This window comes from Methanoculleus sp. UBA374 (assembly GCA_002508705.1).
Lineage (GTDB): Archaea > Halobacteriota > Methanomicrobia > Methanomicrobiales > Methanoculleaceae > Methanoculleus > Methanoculleus palmolei.
Genome location: DAYL01000013.1, coordinates 21,970 through 37,779 on the forward strand (window position 1 = coordinate 21,970; position 15,810 = coordinate 37,779).

A 15,810-nucleotide genomic window follows, 5' to 3' on the forward strand; every position below is an offset into this window, starting at 1 on the left:
GGATGATGGCAAAGGAAGGTGAGGCGTTTTCGAAGATGATCATGAAAATGGGGCGGAAACAATCGGTCAGGGTGCCCCGTTCAATCAATAAAAAATGCGATCTCTCGGAAGGGAAGATAGGCAAACACAGGTACTTTGTCATTTCAAAGAAAGATGCGAAGCCCCGGAGAGCAGTTTTGTATCTGTTTGGCGGCGGATATGTTCTGCCCCCGGATAAAGGCGATTTTCTGTTTGCCGTGGAAACGGCAGAAGCAACGGATGCAGAGGTGTGGTTCCCGGTATATCCTCTTTTGCCCCGCTACAAATTGGTGGATGCCGTCAGGATGGTGATGGAGATCTATGGGATGATGCTGGAGCGCTTCCCGGCCGAACAGATAACCTTCATCGGTTTTTCTTCCGGCGCCGCACTGGCCTGTTCCGTGTGTATACAGAACAAACAGGAGGGCTTCAGGTATCCAATGCCGAGCAGCCTCATTTTGGTATCGTCGGGAACGCAGCTGCCGCCGAGCGGGGAGCAGATGAGAGAGATGGAGCGGCTGGCGCCTAAAGACCCGATGATACCTCCCTCCTTTTTTCAAAACATCGGCCCGCTCTTAGCCGCGCAGGAAGACCGGTACCTCCTGTCGCCCGCGCTGTATGACCTGACAGGCTTTCCCACGCTGGTTCTTTATTACGGGACGCATGAAGTTATGCTGGCCTTTTTACCGGCCATGCAGGCCGCTGCCGGACGGGCAAACGTGGAATATACGGTACATATCGGGGAAGGCCTGTGCCATTGCTGGCCCATGCTGGGTTTTACAAAAGAAGGCAGGCAAAGCAGAGAAGAAATATATTCATCCGTCGTTGAACCGCGCAAAAGCCATGCGGCCCTCACCGGAGGGATGAATCAGGAAGGTACAGGAAAAGCCTGAATCCGCAGGCTGACACCGTGCAGCTGATCGACCTTGCGGTCAACTGCGTAAATCCTATGTTCTTTTTCGACTATCCTACGCCCACGCGCCGCTTTCCTGCGAAGGGAAGCAGGTCGTTCGTTTGAGAATGTTCCCCGAGGCTGCAGTCCGCCCGCACCTCCTCTAACCGTGGAACCGTCTCCTCCCATCGTATCTTCGGTTTGCTCACCTCTTCCGAGAATGATGCGGCCACTTTTGATTAAGACCGAAGTGAATACTCTTCCTTGAAAGGAGTGCAAATAGCCGATTTATCCCCGGACGAGTGCACGGGTTCTGCTGCAATCCGTTGTTCGGGCTTTTCATTCGTGAGATCTGACAAAAGGAGAAATGTACATGGTTTCTGCGAAAGGAGATGCGGCTCGGAATTATGGGATCTCCCCGAAAATACAGACGAAACGGCGTAAGATAGGAGCGTGCTGCAATTGACTATCCTGAAGAATTTTTTTCAAAATGCGCGAAAGCCTGAAAGCATAGGCGGCAGGCTGGCTCTGTCCATGATGAACGCCTTTCACAACCCCGTTGCGCTCTGGGGACTTACGCACCTTGAGATCCCGCCGGCAGCCAGGGTCCTGGACATCGGCTGCGGCGGCGGGAAAAATATCAGCAACCTGCTTTCCCGCGTGCCGCAGGGAAGCGTACACGGCGTGGACTACTCGCCGGTAAGCGTGGAAAAATCCAGACGCAAAAACAGAGCGGCGGTCCTTGCGGGACGGGTAAGCGTCCTGCAGGCAAGCGTCTCCTCCCTGCCTTTTGAAGACGGGGAATTCGACATAGCAACCGCGTTTGAAACCATTTACTTCTGGCCGGACCTGCTCCACGATTTCATGGAAGTCCGGCGCGTCTTAAAGGAAAACGGCGTTTTTTTCATCTGCAATGAGGCCGCCCGCCCGGAGGACGCTGAGAACTGGATAAAAATGCTGGATCTGTCTGTATACACCAGGGAGGATCTGTCCAGAACACTCCTCAAAGCCGGATTTTGCGGCATATCCTGCTATGAACATCCAAACGGGAGATGGCTTTGCGTAACCGCGCAAAAGCCATGTGGACCTCGCCGGAGGGACAAATCATGAAGGTGCAGGAAAAGCCTGATGCGTTCGCCTATCTCCATTGGGACGAAAACGGCGTTTTGCTGGATATCGGCTGCGGCAGCGGTACACTGGCCGTCGGGGCGGTAAAATTTATCCACATTCTGCGTAACTGGAAAGGAACTTCATGCTATGGGAGAAGCAACCACCGTATTGAATAAAAACCTTGTTCTCAAATCATTATCCGCCGTCGTTCTGGTTGCGGCCCTGATCTTCATCTGCGCGGGCAAATGGCTGTTCTGGCAGGGCATCCTGTATTCCTTACTGATGATATCCATGTTTATTGTTTCATTCCTTTTCGTCGCGCATAACCCCGGTCTGATCAACGAAAGGCTGAAGCCGGGCCCGGGCGCCAAGGCATGGGATAAAATCTATCTGGCGCTTTCAACGCTTCTTTTTTTCATCACCATCAGCCTTTCCGCGCTGGATTCCGGGAGGCTCGGCCTGTCCCCCGAGCTGCCGGCGGCTGTGTATGCGGTCGCCTCCGTTGTTTACATTGCGGGCAATCTGATCTTCGCCTGGGCCAAGGGGACGAACAATTTCTTCTCTTCGGTCGTGCGCGTACAAAAGGAGCGGGGCCACGCAGTATGCCGTGACGGCCCCTACCGCTACGTCAGGCATCCCGGTTATCTGGGCGGATTTTTATATATGGCCGTCACGCCGCTGCTCTTGGGCTCGCTGTGGGGGCTGATCCCGACCGGCATCATACTCGTTCTGATGCTGGTCCGGACCGCGTTGGAAGACAGAACGCTTGCAGATGAACTCGAAGGATATCAGGAATGTCAGGCGAAGGTGAAATACAGGCTGATCCCGTTGGTCTGGTAAGCATGCATGCAGAATTTTCGCAGAAGAGCAGTTACAATCCCTCCTTCATCCTCTGCAGAGTTACCGGATGCACGGCGCCGCGGCCTCCCCGAAGATCAGGATGGCGACATATCGCTCGTCGGCATAATCATCGTCGTGCTTGTCGCGTTAGGGATAACCGGAGTAATTATCTACTCCCGAAGACGGACGTAACGGCAATGCCCATCATCCGGTTCGAGGACGTTAGCAAGATCTACCGGCTCCCGGCCGGCGACGTTGTGGCGCTCGATCACGTCTCCCTCACGGTGGAACCAGGGGAGTTCATCGCCGTGATGGGGCCGTCCGGCTCCGGAAAATCGACGCTCTTAAACATGATGGGCTGCCTCGACATCCCTACCTCGGGGAGGATCTACCTTTCCGGTCAGGATATCTCCGGGCTCGGCGACGACGCCCTCACCCGGCTCCGACGGGATCGCATCGGGTTCGTCTTCCAGAGTTTCAACCTCATCCCGCTGCTTTCGGCGGTCGAGAACGTCGAATTCCCCATCGTCCTCACCACTGGCCGGGCGGAGAGCCGGCGGCGGGCGGTCGAGGTTCTCGCGGCGGTGGGGATTACCGAGTCGCGCTTCACTCACACGCCGGGCGAGCTCTCCGGCGGGCAGCAACAGCGCGTGGCGATAGCCCGGGCGCTCGTGAACGACCCCGACCTCCTCCTCTGCGACGAGCCGACCGGGAACCTGGACTCGAAGACCGGGACTGCGATCATGGACCTCCTTGCGGGGGAGAACCGGGAGGGTAAGACGATTGTCATGGTCACCCACGACCCCAACGTCGCCGCATACGCTCACCGCACGATCCGGATCGTGGACGGGAGGCTCGCGTGATGTTTTTCTCGTTCGCGGTCCGGAACCTCCGGAGGCACTGGATACGTTCGGCGCTCTCGATCATCGGGATCATCATCGGCGTCGTCGCCATCGCATCTCTGGGCATCATGGCGAGCAGCATCAACCTCCTGCTCGCCAACGTCATCACCGACGTCGGGGACACCCTGGTGATCACGCCACATACTGCGATCGGCGAGACCTTCACCGGAGACCCGCGGACGGCTGTGGATGCCGCCATCCCTGCGCGCGAGGTCGAGGAGATCCGGCGGGCGGCAAACCCGCACCGCACGATCCCGGTGCTCCAGGGCGCGGATGAGGTGGAGTTCAGTCGCGGTGAGGGCGGTTATGCTCAGATCATCGGGCTCGCGCCGGAAGACATCCCCGTCCTGCTGAACATCGCGAAAGGACAGTACCTCCGGCAGAACCAGCCGGGTGCGCTCGTCGGGACCCATCTGGCCCGGGAGTACGGCATAAGCCCGGGCTCGAGGATCACGGTCGGCGAGGAGAGTATCAGGGTGGCCGGCGTGCTTACGGAGCGCGGACTTGCCGCCGATATCAACCCCGATTACGCGATCGTCGTCTCCGATACCTGGTACGAGAGCCACTTCGGAGTCGGGGACGGTTACTCGATGGTCGTCGTCCGGATCGGCGACATCGCCGAGATCGATCGGGTGAAGGGGGTGCTGGAGAACCAGTTCAACCGGCGCGAAGAAGTGGTGGACATCTTCGACTCGCGCGACATGCTCCGACAGTACGAGGAGATCTACCAGCAGATCACGGTGTTCCTTCTCGGAATCGGAGGGCTTTCGCTCATTGTCGCCGCCGTCAACATCCTCAACGTCATGTACATCTCGGTCACCGAACGTATCCGGGAGATCGGCGTCATGAGGAGCATAGGGGCCCGGAGAAGGGAGATTCTCCGTCTGTTCCTGTATGAAGCGCTGGTCCTCGGGCTCATCGGAAGCATCGTCGGCGGCATCGCGAGCGCCATCTCTGGCTACCTGATCAGTCTCGTCGCGGTCGAAGTCTTCACGGCCGGGACGACCTTCGGCGAGGGTTTCACAGTCTTTAATCTCAGTGCGGTCGGGTATATCGTCTTCGGGATAGCGTTCGGTATAGGAACGAGCATCGCCGCCGGGTTCTACCCGGCGTGGAAAGCCTCACAACTGACTCCGATCGAGGCGATGCGGCATAAATGACGGAGTGTGACGGGGCATGATCTTCTTCGATCTCGCTGTACGGAATCTCCGGCGGCACAAAGTCCGCTCGGTCCTCGCAACGGTCGGCATCATCATCGGTGTCGTCGCCATCGCATCCCTGGGCATCGTGGGCGCAAGCCTCTCGGGGCTCATCAGCGGGATGGTCTCCGACGTGAGCGACACCGTGCTCGTCACCCCGCACCTGGCGGCATCGAGCGGCGACCCCTTCGACCCTCGAAGTGCCCTTGCCGCGCGCATATCCGAAAGAAATCTGGGGCTGATAGAGAAGGCCGCCGGGCAGGCCCGTGTCGTCCCCATGATTCTCGCATCAGATCGGCTGCAGGTCAGGGATAAGGGCGGCTACGTGACGGTGTATGCCATGCCGGTGGCCGACATCCCCTTCCTTCTGCAGCAGGAAGCCGGGATCTACCCGCAGGGCGGGTCTTCGGGCGTGATGGTGGGCTCGCTCCTTGCCGAGGAACTCGACCTCCATCCGGGAAGCCGCGTCGAGGTCGGGGGTGAGAGCGTCCGCGTTACGGGGATCGCGGCGGAGCGGGGGATGGGAATCGACATCAACCCCGATTATGCCCTCATTGTCACGGAAGACTGGTACACGGAGCGTCACGGCGCCGGGGACTACAGCCGGGTCGTTGTGAAGGTCGACGATCTCTCTGAGATCGAGGGGGTGAAGGAGGCCATCGACCAGCAACTCAACCGCAGGAAAGAGGTCGTGGACGTCCTGGACTCGCGCGAGATCCTGGAACTCTATTACGAGACCCTCGACGCCATCAACATCTTCCTCCTTGGTATAGGCGCGGTATCCCTCCTCGTCGCCAGTGTGAGTATCTTAAATGTCATGTTCATCTCGGTCACGGAGCGGACGGCAGAGATCGGGCTGATGCGGAGCATCGGGGCGCGGAAACGGGAGGTGCTCTTCATGTTCCTCTACGAAGGCCTGGTTCTCGGGATCGCGGGAAGTCTCATCGGCGGCATCGTCAGCATAACGATCGGCTATTACGTCAGTGCCACGGTAGCGGAGTTCTTCACCGACTTCGCCGTATCGGGAGGGGCGGGAGTCCCTGTTTCCGTGGTGGCCGGCTACGTCGCCTTTGCGATGGCGTTCGGGACAGGGACGAGCATCGTCGCCGGGTTCTACCCGGCATGGAAGGCGGCGCACTTGAACCCTATCGAGGCGCTCCGCTACGAATGACGTGTCGTCGCCGGGCGCGGTCCCGGGAAGGCGGGGTGCTCATCCTCCCGGCGCAGGTTATTTATACCTGGCGCGAAAGGGGGGTGCGGTGAAGAACATGCTTTTTGTCCTGTGGTATAAGTTCGAACCGGAGCACGCTCATCAGGTCCTGGAACTCTGGAAACACTTCCAGTTCCCGTCCGATGTGAAAGTCCATCAGCGCTACCTCCTCATCGGGAGACACATGTCGGTCGCCGTCTTTGAAGCGCCGGACGAGCGCTCCATTCTGAAGGTCACCGCGCCGTTCAGTTCCTACGGGGTTGCTCACGTCGTACCGGCAATGCCGCTCGAAGAGGCGATCAAGACGATCTAACCCCGGCGCCGCACCACATATCGGTAATCCACCTCTTTTCCGGCCCTGCAAGGCTACCGTGCGGCTATTCCTGAGTTTTCCTGAAACGTCGCCGGCTCTTCGCCCGGACAGGGTTGCCGCGACCGGTCGGGGCACGATCCCGGGTCATCATGAGGGTGGGCAATCACGGCGATGTCTTGAGGTCATGCGTAATTTCATAGTTCTGGAAACCGGAAACTCTATGAGCACTCATTGGGTGATAGACTACCCTTGTCAGGGAAGTGCTCCGACCCTCATCCGGTCTCAATACGATAACAATACTCAAGTTGTGTGGAACGAATGTTGCAGATGATAACGTGGCTCAACAAGAACTTCAGCTCGCTTCAGCCGACGCGGGCGATCATCATGAGAGCGCTGCGCCACATGCGCCCCGCGGATCGAAAAAAACTCTTCTCTGAAGATCTCCCCGAGATGCGGACCGCTGAAGGGCGGTGGTTTGAGGCGATTGTTTACGAGATGATCCTCGACCTCTCACTTCAGACCGACCTCATCCATTCCGTCGTGGCCCGGGGGGCCGACGGCCCGGCGAGAGTCAAACATGCGCAACTCGGGCAGAACGGGCTCTTTTACTCGAATATCGGGGATATCAAGGTCAGAGGAAACGGGCAGGACCTCGCCGAGGTCGACATGGTGCTCGTCGATCATACCGGCGCGCTGACGTTTGGCGAGATCATCACTTCGCCTGCCGACTTAAAAGAGTTTGAGGCGGAGATCCGCTACAAGAAACAACTCTTCGGCTATCTTTACGGGCAACCGACGGTGCCGTTCCTCCTCATCTCCTCGGTCGACATATCCCGTACAGCCGTCGTCCGTCGCCTCCTCCGGGAACCCGACAACGTCCTCCTCACGACGCCCACCTGCGAGGACTTAAAATCCCTGATCCGTCCCCGGGACCTGAAGCGAAGCCCGCCCCGCAAGATCCGGCACGAAAAATTGATCTCAATCGCCGACATCCCCCCACGGCGGCCGTTCGACTACAAGAAATTGCACGACGAACGGATGCAGAGCATCATCGCCGCCGTCACTTCCGGGCAGGGTGTCCGGGAACTCGCCACCCCGGACGAGATCCCGCCGATAGTAAAGAAAGTTCTCTTCGGCGGGCTCTATCCTTCGGCTATCCGGATGCTTGACTCCCGGTACCCCATCCATATAAAGGGGAAGACCTACGACCCCGACGCGATCCAGAAGCAGTTCTCAAAGGTCATCCTCGCAGTCAACATCCCGGAGTACCGGCCGATCATCTACCTCCGGGCACGGAACAAGAGGGAATACCTCAAGATGGTGCCCAACCGGACGGGCGGGTTCAAGTTCGAGAGCCGGCGGACGCCTCACATGGCCGGGTTCTTCCTCTGGCTCGAGTCCGTCCGGCCGTCGCTCGGGGCTGAATTGACCCGGGAACTCCTCGACACGTTCCCGGCAATCCATGTTCCCGAAGCGGTGGCTACCGAAGAACCGCAAGGTACCTATGGGGCCGGGGTACATTCATCATCATGATCGTCGGATGTGGTGACCCGGAATGGACCTGATCGCCGAAGTTGTCGGGTTTGTGGGGTTCAGCCTTGTTTCGGTCGCGTCCATCGTCGCGGTGATGAACCCGGCCTCCACGGTTGCCGTATATACGGCGCTCACCGAGGGGATGGGCTGGAGCGAACGCCATAAGGTTATCAGGACCTCCATGAAGATCGCGCTCATCGTGCTCGTCTTCTTCGCCCTCACCGGGCAGTTGATCTTCTCGATCTTCAACATCACCGTCCCGGCGTTCCAGATCGCCGGCGGCATCCTGCTCATCAGCGTGGCGACCGGGATGCTCGGTACAAAGTCCGAGACCTACTCGGCCGAGAACCTGGAAAACGTCGCCGTTGTCCCGCTGGCCTTTCCGCTCTCGTGCGGACCCGGGACGATCACGACGGTGATCCTGCTTGCCTCGGGGCCGGAGGGTATCACCGGCCTTGTTGCCGTCTTTCTCGGGATCGTCGTGGCCCTCGGCATCTCCTACGTGGGGATGATCTACGGCCCCCGGATCTTCTCGCTCATCGGGGAGGGAGGGCTGCGGGTCGTCCCGAAACTGATGGCGATCATCGTCCTTGCGATAGCCATCCAGTTCATCATCAACGGGATCGCGGCGGCGATGCCCCAGCTGCTGGCGAACCTTGACCTCACCGGGCTTGTATGATCGATAGCGAGATCGCGCTCATCCGGGCGCTTCAGGAGCAAGCGGCGTGGCTCGAGGCTCCGATGCAGTTTTTCTCGTTCCTCGGGCAGCCGGAGTTCTACCTGCTCGTCGTCCCACTCCTCTACTGGTGCCGGGACCCGCGCCTCGGCCTTCGTCTCGGGCTCCTCATGGGGATATCGAGCGGGATCAACGAGGCTCTGAAGGTCGCGTTTCACCTCCCCCGCCCCTACTGGGTGAGTCCGGAGGTTCGGGCGCTTGAGAGTTATCCGTCGTTCGGCCTGCCGTCGGCGCACGCCCAGGGGGCGGTGACGTTCTGGGGGCTGATCGCCGCCACCGTCCGGCGGAGGTGGTTCTCCGCTTTTGCGGTCGCTCTGATCTTCCTCATCGGCGCGTCAAGGGTCTTTCTCGGGGTCCACTACCCGGCCGACGTCGTTGCGGGCTGGGTTTTCGGTATCGCCGTCCTCATTGCGTTCTTTGCCCTCGAAGAGCCGGTGGGCCGCCGGGTCGCCGCCCTCCCGCTCTCCCGGCAGGTGCTGCTCGCGTTCGCCGGCTCTCTTGCCCTGGCCCTGGCCTCGTTTGCCGCCCTCGCGTCCCTCGGCGACTGGGAGGTTCCCGCGTCCTGGGCGGCTGGGGCGCTTGAACGGTCGGGGGAGCCGATCCATCCGCTCTTCCTCCGTGACGCCGTCACTGCGTCCGGGCTCTTCTTCGGGTTTGCGGCCGGTGCGGCCGCGGAGCATCGCCGGTGGAGCATGTGCGTCCTCGGAACGGGACCCGTCCGCCTGCTCCGCTACGTCTTCGGGATCACCGTGACCGGGGTGATCTGGTTCGGGCTCGGGCTTCTCGTCCCGCCCGACCCCGTCCCTGCTGCCTCTCTCGTCCAGTTCCTCCGGGCCGCCGCCGCCGGCGCCTGGGTCTCGTTCGGTGCTCCGGCGGTCTTTGCTCGCGCAAACCCGGCTCGGGGCGGAGCATAAGGCAGAAGGCTCCATCCCCCGGCAGATGAGGTCCGCCCTGCCGGCGCGGAGAGCGGAATGGAATCACTATCCGCGCTGGACCGGACGCCCGAAGATGGTTTTCGGACCTGCATCTCCGCCATGGAGCGGCCCCGTGCCGCCGCGGATGGAACCCGGTTGATAACGTCTTTTCAGCAGGCTTTTATAGCCTCAAGCCGACTCGATCTCTATGCTTGTAGAGGGGCTCGCTCTTGGCTGGATACTGATCGTTCTCGGGGCGGTGCTGCTCCTGGTTGAGGTCTACCAGCCCGGGTTCTTCATCGCCGTTCCCGCGACGGTCCTGATCATCCTCGGGGCCCTCCTCCTCCTCGGCGTCGATATCTTCAGTTCTCCCTGGGGCCTGATTATCGGGGTTCTGGCGGCACTCGCCGCGGCTGCCGTCACCGTCTGGCTCTACAGCCGTCTGACGCCGGGAAAAGAGCCGCCGAGGACGCTCTCCCGGGACTCACTCGTCGGTCTCGAAGGGACGGTGGTCGTGCCGGTCGATCCGGAGACGCTCGCGGGGAAGGTGCGGCTTGGAAGCATGGAGTGGAGTGCGCGTTCCGAGTCCGGGCGGATCCCGGCCGGAAGACGGGTTATCGTCGTCCGCTCCGAGGGAGTGCATGTTGTTGTGAAGGAGGTTATGTAAAATGCTTTTTACCGGGGATGTCCCCTGGATCGGTCTGATTACGATCTTTCTGATCATTGTTATCGTCATCATCTTCACCCGCGGCGTGGTGGTTGTGCAGCCGTACGAGCAGGGTCTCCAGATCCGTCTGGGGCGCTACATCGGGAGGATGAACCCCGGGTTCCGGTGGGTAATCCCGCTGATCACGGTGGTCAAGAAACTCGACCTCCGCACAGAGGTGATGGACGTCCCGCGGCAGGAGGTGATCACGAAGGATAACTCCCCGACGAACGTGGACGCGATCGTCTACGTCCGGGTGATCGACCCCGAGAAGGCCTACTTCGAGGTGATGAATTACCGGTCGGCGACTGTGGCGCTGGCACAGACGAGCCTGCGTGGGATCATCGGCGACATGGAACTCGACGAGGTTCTCTACAACCGGGATGTCATCAACGCCCGCCTCCGGGATATCCTGGACCGGGAGACCGACGCCTGGGGCGTGAAGGTCGAGCGGGTGGAGATCAAAGAGGTCGACCCGGCCGGTGCGGTCAAGCAGGCGATGACCGAGCAGACCGCGGCCGAGCGGGAGCGGCGTGCCGCGATCCTCCGTGCGGACGGCGAGAAGCGGTCTGCTATCCTCAAGGCGGAGGGTAACCGGCAGAGCATCATTCTGGAGGCCGAAGGCGAACGGCAGAGCAAGATCCTGCGGGCCGAGGGTGAGCGACTGTCGAAGATCCTGCAGGCGCAGGGTGAGGCGCAGGGGCTGCGCATCCTCTCGGTCGGCTCCCGGCCGCTGGACCGGCGTGCGATCACGGTGCTCTCTCTCGATGCCTTAAAGAAGATGGCCGAGGGCCAGGCGACGAAGATCATCTTCCCGTTCGAGTTATCGAGCGTTGTCAAGCAGGCCGCCGAGTACCTCGGCGCTACGGTTGAGGCTCCCGAGGTTCCCGAAGGCACGGAAGTGCCGCCGGAGGATATCCTCGGGGATATCCCGAGCCGGGAGGAACTCCGTGCCGCGGAGGAGGCGGCACGGAGCATCGAGACCGACGTCGACGTGGAAATACAGCCGAAGAAGCCGCGGGACGTGGTCGGGAAGGACGAGGGACTCTAACCCCTCCGTTCCTTCCGGGAATCGTCCTGCCCTATTTTTGTATGATGGTCTTTTAAATCGTCTATCCTAGAAAATTACTTACTGCCTTTCCCTTCTTGCCGGTACGGTCCGTCATCAGGGTTCCTTGACGTTCGCCCTCCCGCGCGGCGACCTCCCGCGCGGCGAACCCTGATGCACCGTGAACCCGGGATGGATCGACCGCCCGAAGAACTACGCGCCGGAGGAGGTCCTTGAAGTGGTGGCGTCCCGATGGGAAAAAGAGGGTTCTACCCGATCGTCAGCACGAATCGCACCGCTGCGACGATTATCGGCATCGTGATGAGGAGGATCAGCATCAGCATGACGAACCCGCTGATCGAGGCGACGACCCGCTGCGCATACCGGGACCAGCCCAGCCGCTCAAAGAACCGTTCGACCCCTTCCTTCATCATATAGCCGCCGTCGAGCGGGACGATCGGGATTGCGTTGAACATCCCGACCAGAAGGTTGAACCACCCGGTCCAGAAGAAGAGGTGGACCGTGCCCCAGAAGAAGGGGAACGGCTCCTCCCAGGCTATCTGCTCGGGGGTGTCGGTGAGGAGGATCCCGAGTTGCAGTGAGTTACTCAGGATGAAGGCGTCGATCGGCGCAATCGTCAGGTAGAGCGGAGCAAGAAGGCCGAGATCCGCAATTCTCCCGAGATTCTCCTTCACCGTGGGCGCGCTGTAGTAGTAGACTCCCATGAACCCGGAACTCCGGTCGTCGGCAAGTTCTTCCGGCCACTCGTCCAGGGTGAGCGTATACGTACTCTTCGCTCCGTCTTTCTCTGCCGTCAGCGCGACCGTGTCTCCCGGTTGCGTCCCTCCCATGACCGTCGCAATCTCTTCCTGGCTCGTCACCGGGACGCCGTTTATGCTCGTGATGACCGAGTAGCCGGGGAGGCCTGCTTCGGCCGCGGGGTAGTCCTGGTAGACCCCCTGGACGAGCGGTGTGGATAGGGGCGTCGCCATCCCCACGAGGAGGAACATCAGGCCGAAACAGACCAGGCCGACGACGATGTTGTTTGTGATCCCGGCGCCGAGCATCCGTATCTTCGGCATCCCCTTCGCCGCTTCCACATCTTCCTCATCGGGTTCGACGAACGCACCTATCGGGATCACGGCAATGAGAAGGCCCATACTCCGAACCCGCATATCCTCGACCCGGGCGAGGATGGCGTGGCCGAACTCGTGAATGATCATCGTGAGCAGAAGGCCGATGACGACGGCTGCAGTGATCGGTATCGCCTCGTTGACCCCGGGGATCGCGAGGATATTCCGTGGGTCGTAGATCCCGGTCGGGTCCGGAGTCTGCACCAGGTTCTGAGAGACCGTGAGAACCATGGCAAACGTCATGAAGGCCGAGACCACGACGACCATAACGACCCCGAGCGTTGCGTAGGCCCGAAGCGCCGTCTTGAATTTTCGGAACCAGTCGAAGAAGCCGACCCGGTCGGTCTTGATCCCCATGATGGGGCCGAAGAACACGACATGATCGCGAAACAGCCCCCGGTCACGAATATAATGGGCAATCAGGAGGTATGCCGCGACGAGCAGGAGGAGTATCAGGAGCCAGTTCATCACTCAGGGTTGGCGCGCACAAACTATAAATTCTTCCGGATTACGAGAAGTCCTGCATCGTTGTCTGGTAGAGGTTCGCCACCGTCTTCCAGCTCCGGCGGGCGCAGGGCGGCGGGCTCCCGTAATTCTTGATATAGTCCCGAAGAAAATCGATTGTCACCGCATCGGAGGGGTAACCGCTGCCGATCTTCCCGTACTGCTCCCCAAGTTCCTTGATTGCCCGGTCCCGGGTGACCTTCGCGACGATGCTCGCCGCACCGACGATCTTGTAACGGGCGTCCGCCCGATGTTCTGCGATGATCTTGCAGGGAAACCCGAGATGATGCGCAACTATCCGGCCGTAACGCTCGGCATTTACGTCGCAGGCGTCGACGTAGGCAGATTCCGGCTGAAGTCCCGTGATCGCCTCGGCATGGAGTTTTGCAACACACTCGTTCATGCTCATCCGCGTCCGAACCTCGTCGATCTCGGCGGCATCGATGGTGACGATCGAGATCGAAAAATCATGGAAGAGGATCTCGTAGAGGACCTCGCGCTGCTTCGGCCGGAGGACCTTCGAGTCCCGGATGGGAAGGGCTGCGAGGTCCTCAGTCGCCCGGCACCCAACGGCGGCAACCACCATCGGGCCGAGGACTGAGCCCTTCCCCGCTTCATCTACCCCGCAGATCACACTCTTTTGGTTTATTCGCAAGGTATTTCAATGCCGACGATTGAAACCCTCTGGAATGTACACCATCATTGTGGGCCTGGGTGGAATCGGCCGGAGTCTGGCTGCGATCGCTGTCAACGCCGGCGACTCCGTGGTGGTGATCGACCAGGATGAGGAGCGTGCGAGCGATATTCTGGAGCACTTCGACGTCCTCGCCATCACCGGAAACGCAACCGATAAATCCGTGCTGGAGGATGCCGGGATTGACCGGGCCGATGCTCTCGTCGCTACCACGAGCGACGACGCCGTAAACCTGATGACCTGCTGGCTCGCCAAACGCTACAAGGTCGGAACCGTCGTCTCGATCGTCAACCAGAAGGAGCACTCCGACCTTTTCAACGAGGTCGGGGTGAAGATCAGTGAGAATCCCGACGAACTGGTGGCGACCCGGCTCTACTACTGGGCAAAGAGCCCGAACCTCCAGCAGGTCGCCTCGATCCCCGGCGGCACCATCTTCGAGATTGTCGCTGAAGAGGGCGCACCCATCGTGGATCACGAGATCCGGGACCTTGAGGTCAGGGACTTCGTCTTCATCGCCATCCGGCGTGCCGGGGGCGACCTCATCATCCCGAGCGGCACCGTCCGTATCCGGCCCGGGGACGTCATCACGGTCTTTACAAAAAAAGAAGCGGAGGGGGAGACGCTAAAGACTCTCAACAGGCAACTGAGACGGTCAGGCTAGCATGTCTTTGAGCGCCTTGAGTTCGAGAAGCATCTTCGGGTTCCGCTTGATCAGTTCCTTGATGAGCGTCGAGACCGAGAACTCTTTGAGGCTGATATTGGCGATCGAGGCCGCGAGAGTGTTGAGTTTCTTATCGTCGAGAGTGATGAAATACTCCTTGACCTTGTAGTTCCGCTCGATGATCCTGCCCATGTGGGATGCCCGCCATCCGGCATCATAGGTCATCAGCGCTTCTTTCGAGCAGTCCCCCGCCGATATGCACTCCGAGGCCACCTGAGCGGCAAGCCTTCCGGTGAACATGGCGTTGCCGATCCCGCCGCCGGTGAGGGGGTCGACGACTCGTGCCGCATCGCCGATGACCATGAGGCCGTCGGCGACCGTGCAGGCGAGCGGTCGGCAGACCGGAACGCCGCCTACGATTGCCTCGATCATCTTCCCGTCCGGGAAGTTCTTTGCAACGAACCGGTCCAGGTAATCCTTTGCCCGGGACCCGTCCCGGCTTTTGCGGCCGGATATGCCGATCCCGACGTTTGCCGTCCGGTCGCCTTTGGGGAAGACCCAGAGGTAACCTTCGGGCGCGACTTCGTTGCCCAGATAAAAGTCCGTCGAGCCTGCGTCGATGTCGATACCGGTCATCAGGTACTGGGCGCAGCTCATCATCTCCCGGAGGGGTACGGTGGTGTCGAGCCCGGCCCGGCGGGCGAACTGCGCCTCCGTGCCGTCGGCGGCGAGGACCACTTCGGCCCGGATCTCGGCCGGCGTTCCGGATGAGAGCACCTTCGCGCCCCGGACCCCCCCGTTCTCCATGATCGGTTCGGTCGCCCGGGTCTTGACGACGACGTCCGCACCGGCCTCGGCTGCCTGCCAGACGAGTTCCCGGTCGAAGACCTTCCGGTCGAGAACGTAGCCGACCTCGTTTCCGGCTTTGTCCTGCTCAAGACTGACGGTGGTGCCGTCCGGAGAGATGAGACGGGCGCGTTCGATCTCCGCGGAGATCCAGCGCGGGTCCGGCTTGATGTACTCCTTTAAGAGTTCTTTCCCTACCCCCTCCGCGCATCGGACCGGTGTGCCGATGGCGGAACGTTTTTCGATGAGGCAGACCGAATTCCCGGCTCTGGCTGCCGTCTTCGCCGCAAGAGCACCGGCGGGGCCGCCCCCGACGACGAGTATATCGTAACTACTCTTCATGGACGACCTCCAGTGCTCCGAGCGGGCACGCCCGTGCGCAGATACCGCAGGCGATACAATCCCGTTCAAGGCTGAGATAGGCATCGATCAGTTCGAGGGCATCCTCGGGACAGACTGCAACGCAGGTGCCGCAGTATCCACACTTGTCTCGGTTTATCCTGAGCATCGTATCTACGTTGTTGTTGTGATCGCAAAAACCTTTATGTTCT

At 60.5% G+C, this 15,810-nt stretch carries 18 protein-coding genes; 14 read left to right on the forward strand and 4 right to left on the reverse strand.

Features of this window, described 5'->3' with window-relative positions:
- Positions 1-2: 2 nt before the first annotated feature.
- The 13 genes from BRA42_RS03575 (at position 3) to BRA42_RS03635 (ending at position 11,424) form a co-directional block, all read left to right on the forward strand.
- Positions 3-911 carry an alpha/beta hydrolase gene (locus BRA42_RS03575; RefSeq protein ID WP_342772084.1) on the forward strand — a complete coding sequence of 303 codons (909 nt, stop codon included), beginning with the start codon at positions 3-5 and terminating at the stop codon, positions 909-911.
- Between the two features lie 461 nt (positions 912-1,372).
- Positions 1,373-2,020, forward strand: coding sequence for a class I SAM-dependent methyltransferase (locus tag BRA42_RS03580; RefSeq protein WP_292410043.1), 648 nt, complete (start codon positions 1,373-1,375; stop codon positions 2,018-2,020).
- A complete protein-coding gene (locus BRA42_RS03585) occupies positions 2,017-2,196 on the forward strand; it encodes a hypothetical protein (RefSeq protein WP_292410041.1) in 180 nt (59 codons plus the stop codon). The genes BRA42_RS03580 and BRA42_RS03585 overlap by 4 nt, the downstream gene beginning before the upstream one ends.
- Entirely contained in the window at positions 2,168-2,860 is a 693-nt protein-coding gene (locus BRA42_RS03590) for an isoprenylcysteine carboxylmethyltransferase family protein (RefSeq protein ID WP_342685837.1), read from the forward strand. Before BRA42_RS03585 ends, BRA42_RS03590 begins: the two co-directional genes overlap by 29 nt.
- Before the next feature lie 197 nt (positions 2,861-3,057).
- Positions 3,058-3,723, forward strand: a complete 666-nt coding sequence (locus BRA42_RS03595; RefSeq protein ID WP_292410038.1) for an ABC transporter ATP-binding protein — start codon at positions 3,058-3,060, stop codon at positions 3,721-3,723.
- A complete protein-coding gene (locus tag BRA42_RS03600) occupies positions 3,723-4,922 on the forward strand; it encodes an ABC transporter permease (protein ID WP_292410035.1) in 1,200 nt (399 codons plus the stop codon). Before BRA42_RS03595 ends, BRA42_RS03600 begins: the two co-directional genes overlap by 1 nt.
- 16 nt (positions 4,923-4,938) lie before the next feature.
- Entirely contained in the window at positions 4,939-6,132 is a 1,194-nt protein-coding gene (locus BRA42_RS03605; protein ID WP_292410033.1) for an ABC transporter permease, read from the forward strand.
- A 97-nt stretch (positions 6,133-6,229) separates the two neighbouring features.
- Positions 6,230-6,484 (forward strand): DUF3303 domain-containing protein, encoded by a 255-nt coding sequence (locus BRA42_RS03610; RefSeq protein WP_292410103.1) that lies wholly within the window; start codon positions 6,230-6,232, stop codon positions 6,482-6,484.
- A 318-nt stretch (positions 6,485-6,802) separates the two neighbouring features.
- Positions 6,803-8,017 carry a hypothetical protein gene (locus BRA42_RS03615; RefSeq protein ID WP_342685839.1) on the forward strand — a complete coding sequence of 405 codons (1,215 nt, stop codon included), beginning with the start codon at positions 6,803-6,805 and terminating at the stop codon, positions 8,015-8,017.
- 22 nt (positions 8,018-8,039) lie between these two features.
- The gene (locus BRA42_RS03620; protein WP_292410029.1) at positions 8,040-8,696 is read left to right on the forward strand and encodes a MarC family protein; all 657 of its coding nucleotides are present in this window, start codon (positions 8,040-8,042) and stop codon (positions 8,694-8,696) included.
- Positions 8,693-9,667 carry a phosphatase PAP2 family protein gene (locus tag BRA42_RS03625; protein ID WP_292410027.1) on the forward strand — a complete coding sequence of 325 codons (975 nt, stop codon included), beginning with the start codon at positions 8,693-8,695 and terminating at the stop codon, positions 9,665-9,667. The genes BRA42_RS03620 and BRA42_RS03625 overlap by 4 nt, the downstream gene beginning before the upstream one ends.
- A 208-nt stretch (positions 9,668-9,875) precedes the next feature.
- The gene (locus BRA42_RS03630) at positions 9,876-10,334 is read left to right on the forward strand and encodes an NfeD family protein (protein WP_292410026.1); all 459 of its coding nucleotides are present in this window, start codon (positions 9,876-9,878) and stop codon (positions 10,332-10,334) included.
- A 1-nt stretch (position 10,335) separates the two neighbouring features.
- On the forward strand, positions 10,336-11,424 hold the full coding sequence (locus tag BRA42_RS03635; protein ID WP_292410025.1) for an SPFH domain-containing protein: 1,089 nt from the start codon (positions 10,336-10,338) through the stop codon (positions 11,422-11,424).
- A 266-nt stretch (positions 11,425-11,690) separates the two neighbouring features.
- On the opposite strand, the gene BRA42_RS03640 is transcribed toward BRA42_RS03635, so the two are convergent.
- On the reverse strand, positions 11,691-13,022 hold the full coding sequence (locus BRA42_RS03640; protein WP_292410024.1) for a site-2 protease family protein: 1,332 nt from the start codon (positions 13,020-13,022) through the stop codon (positions 11,691-11,693).
- Positions 13,023-13,062: 40 nt separating this feature from the next.
- A complete protein-coding gene (rnhB, locus tag BRA42_RS03645; protein WP_292410022.1) occupies positions 13,063-13,692 on the reverse strand; it encodes a ribonuclease HII in 630 nt (209 codons plus the stop codon).
- A 55-nt stretch (positions 13,693-13,747) separates the two neighbouring features.
- On the opposite strand from rnhB, the gene BRA42_RS03650 reads away from it, so the two are divergent.
- Entirely contained in the window at positions 13,748-14,413 is a 666-nt protein-coding gene (locus tag BRA42_RS03650) for a potassium channel family protein (RefSeq protein WP_292410021.1), read from the forward strand.
- On the opposite strand, the gene BRA42_RS03655 is transcribed toward BRA42_RS03650, so the two are convergent.
- Together BRA42_RS03655 and BRA42_RS03660 are read right to left on the reverse strand one after the other, a co-directional pair.
- Positions 14,405-15,601 carry an NAD(P)/FAD-dependent oxidoreductase gene (locus tag BRA42_RS03655; RefSeq protein ID WP_292410019.1) on the reverse strand — a complete coding sequence of 399 codons (1,197 nt, stop codon included), beginning with the start codon at positions 15,599-15,601 and terminating at the stop codon, positions 14,405-14,407. The genes BRA42_RS03650 and BRA42_RS03655 overlap by 9 nt on opposite strands.
- The gene (locus tag BRA42_RS03660) at positions 15,591-15,767 is read right to left on the reverse strand and encodes a 4Fe-4S binding protein (protein WP_292410017.1); all 177 of its coding nucleotides are present in this window, start codon (positions 15,765-15,767) and stop codon (positions 15,591-15,593) included. Before BRA42_RS03660 ends, BRA42_RS03655 begins: the two co-directional genes overlap by 11 nt.
- Between the last annotated feature and the right edge of the window lie 43 nt (positions 15,768-15,810).

Excerpts from the sequence above, each read along its gene's own strand:
- BRA42_RS03575 (WP_342772084.1), top strand. The coding sequence starts at position 3 with ATGATGGCAAAGGAAGGTGAGGCGTTTTCGAAGATGATCATGAAAATG.
- BRA42_RS03585 (WP_292410041.1), top strand. The coding sequence starts at position 2,017 with ATGAAGGTGCAGGAAAAGCCTGATGCGTTCGCCTATCTCCATTGGGAC.
- BRA42_RS03590 (WP_342685837.1), top strand. The coding sequence starts at position 2,168 with ATGGGAGAAGCAACCACCGTATTGAATAAAAACCTTGTTCTCAAATCA.
- BRA42_RS03595 (WP_292410038.1), top strand. The coding sequence starts at position 3,058 with ATGCCCATCATCCGGTTCGAGGACGTTAGCAAGATCTACCGGCTCCCG.
- BRA42_RS03600 (WP_292410035.1), top strand. The coding sequence starts at position 3,723 with ATGTTTTTCTCGTTCGCGGTCCGGAACCTCCGGAGGCACTGGATACGT.
- BRA42_RS03605 (WP_292410033.1), top strand. The coding sequence starts at position 4,939 with ATGATCTTCTTCGATCTCGCTGTACGGAATCTCCGGCGGCACAAAGTC.
- BRA42_RS03610 (WP_292410103.1), top strand. The coding sequence starts at position 6,230 with ATGCTTTTTGTCCTGTGGTATAAGTTCGAACCGGAGCACGCTCATCAG.
- BRA42_RS03615 (WP_342685839.1), top strand. The coding sequence starts at position 6,803 with ATGTTGCAGATGATAACGTGGCTCAACAAGAACTTCAGCTCGCTTCAG.
- BRA42_RS03620 (WP_292410029.1), top strand. The coding sequence starts at position 8,040 with ATGGACCTGATCGCCGAAGTTGTCGGGTTTGTGGGGTTCAGCCTTGTT.
- BRA42_RS03625 (WP_292410027.1), top strand. The coding sequence starts at position 8,693 with ATGATCGATAGCGAGATCGCGCTCATCCGGGCGCTTCAGGAGCAAGCG.
- BRA42_RS03630 (WP_292410026.1), top strand. The coding sequence starts at position 9,876 with ATGCTTGTAGAGGGGCTCGCTCTTGGCTGGATACTGATCGTTCTCGGG.
- BRA42_RS03635 (WP_292410025.1), top strand. The coding sequence starts at position 10,336 with ATGCTTTTTACCGGGGATGTCCCCTGGATCGGTCTGATTACGATCTTT.
- BRA42_RS03640 (WP_292410024.1), bottom strand. The coding sequence starts at position 13,022 with ATGAACTGGCTCCTGATACTCCTCCTGCTCGTCGCGGCATACCTCCTG.
- BRA42_RS03650 (WP_292410021.1), top strand. The coding sequence starts at position 13,748 with ATGTACACCATCATTGTGGGCCTGGGTGGAATCGGCCGGAGTCTGGCT.
- BRA42_RS03655 (WP_292410019.1), bottom strand. The coding sequence starts at position 15,601 with ATGAAGAGTAGTTACGATATACTCGTCGTCGGGGGCGGCCCCGCCGGT.
- BRA42_RS03660 (WP_292410017.1), bottom strand. The coding sequence starts at position 15,767 with ATGCTCAGGATAAACCGAGACAAGTGTGGATACTGCGGCACCTGCGTT.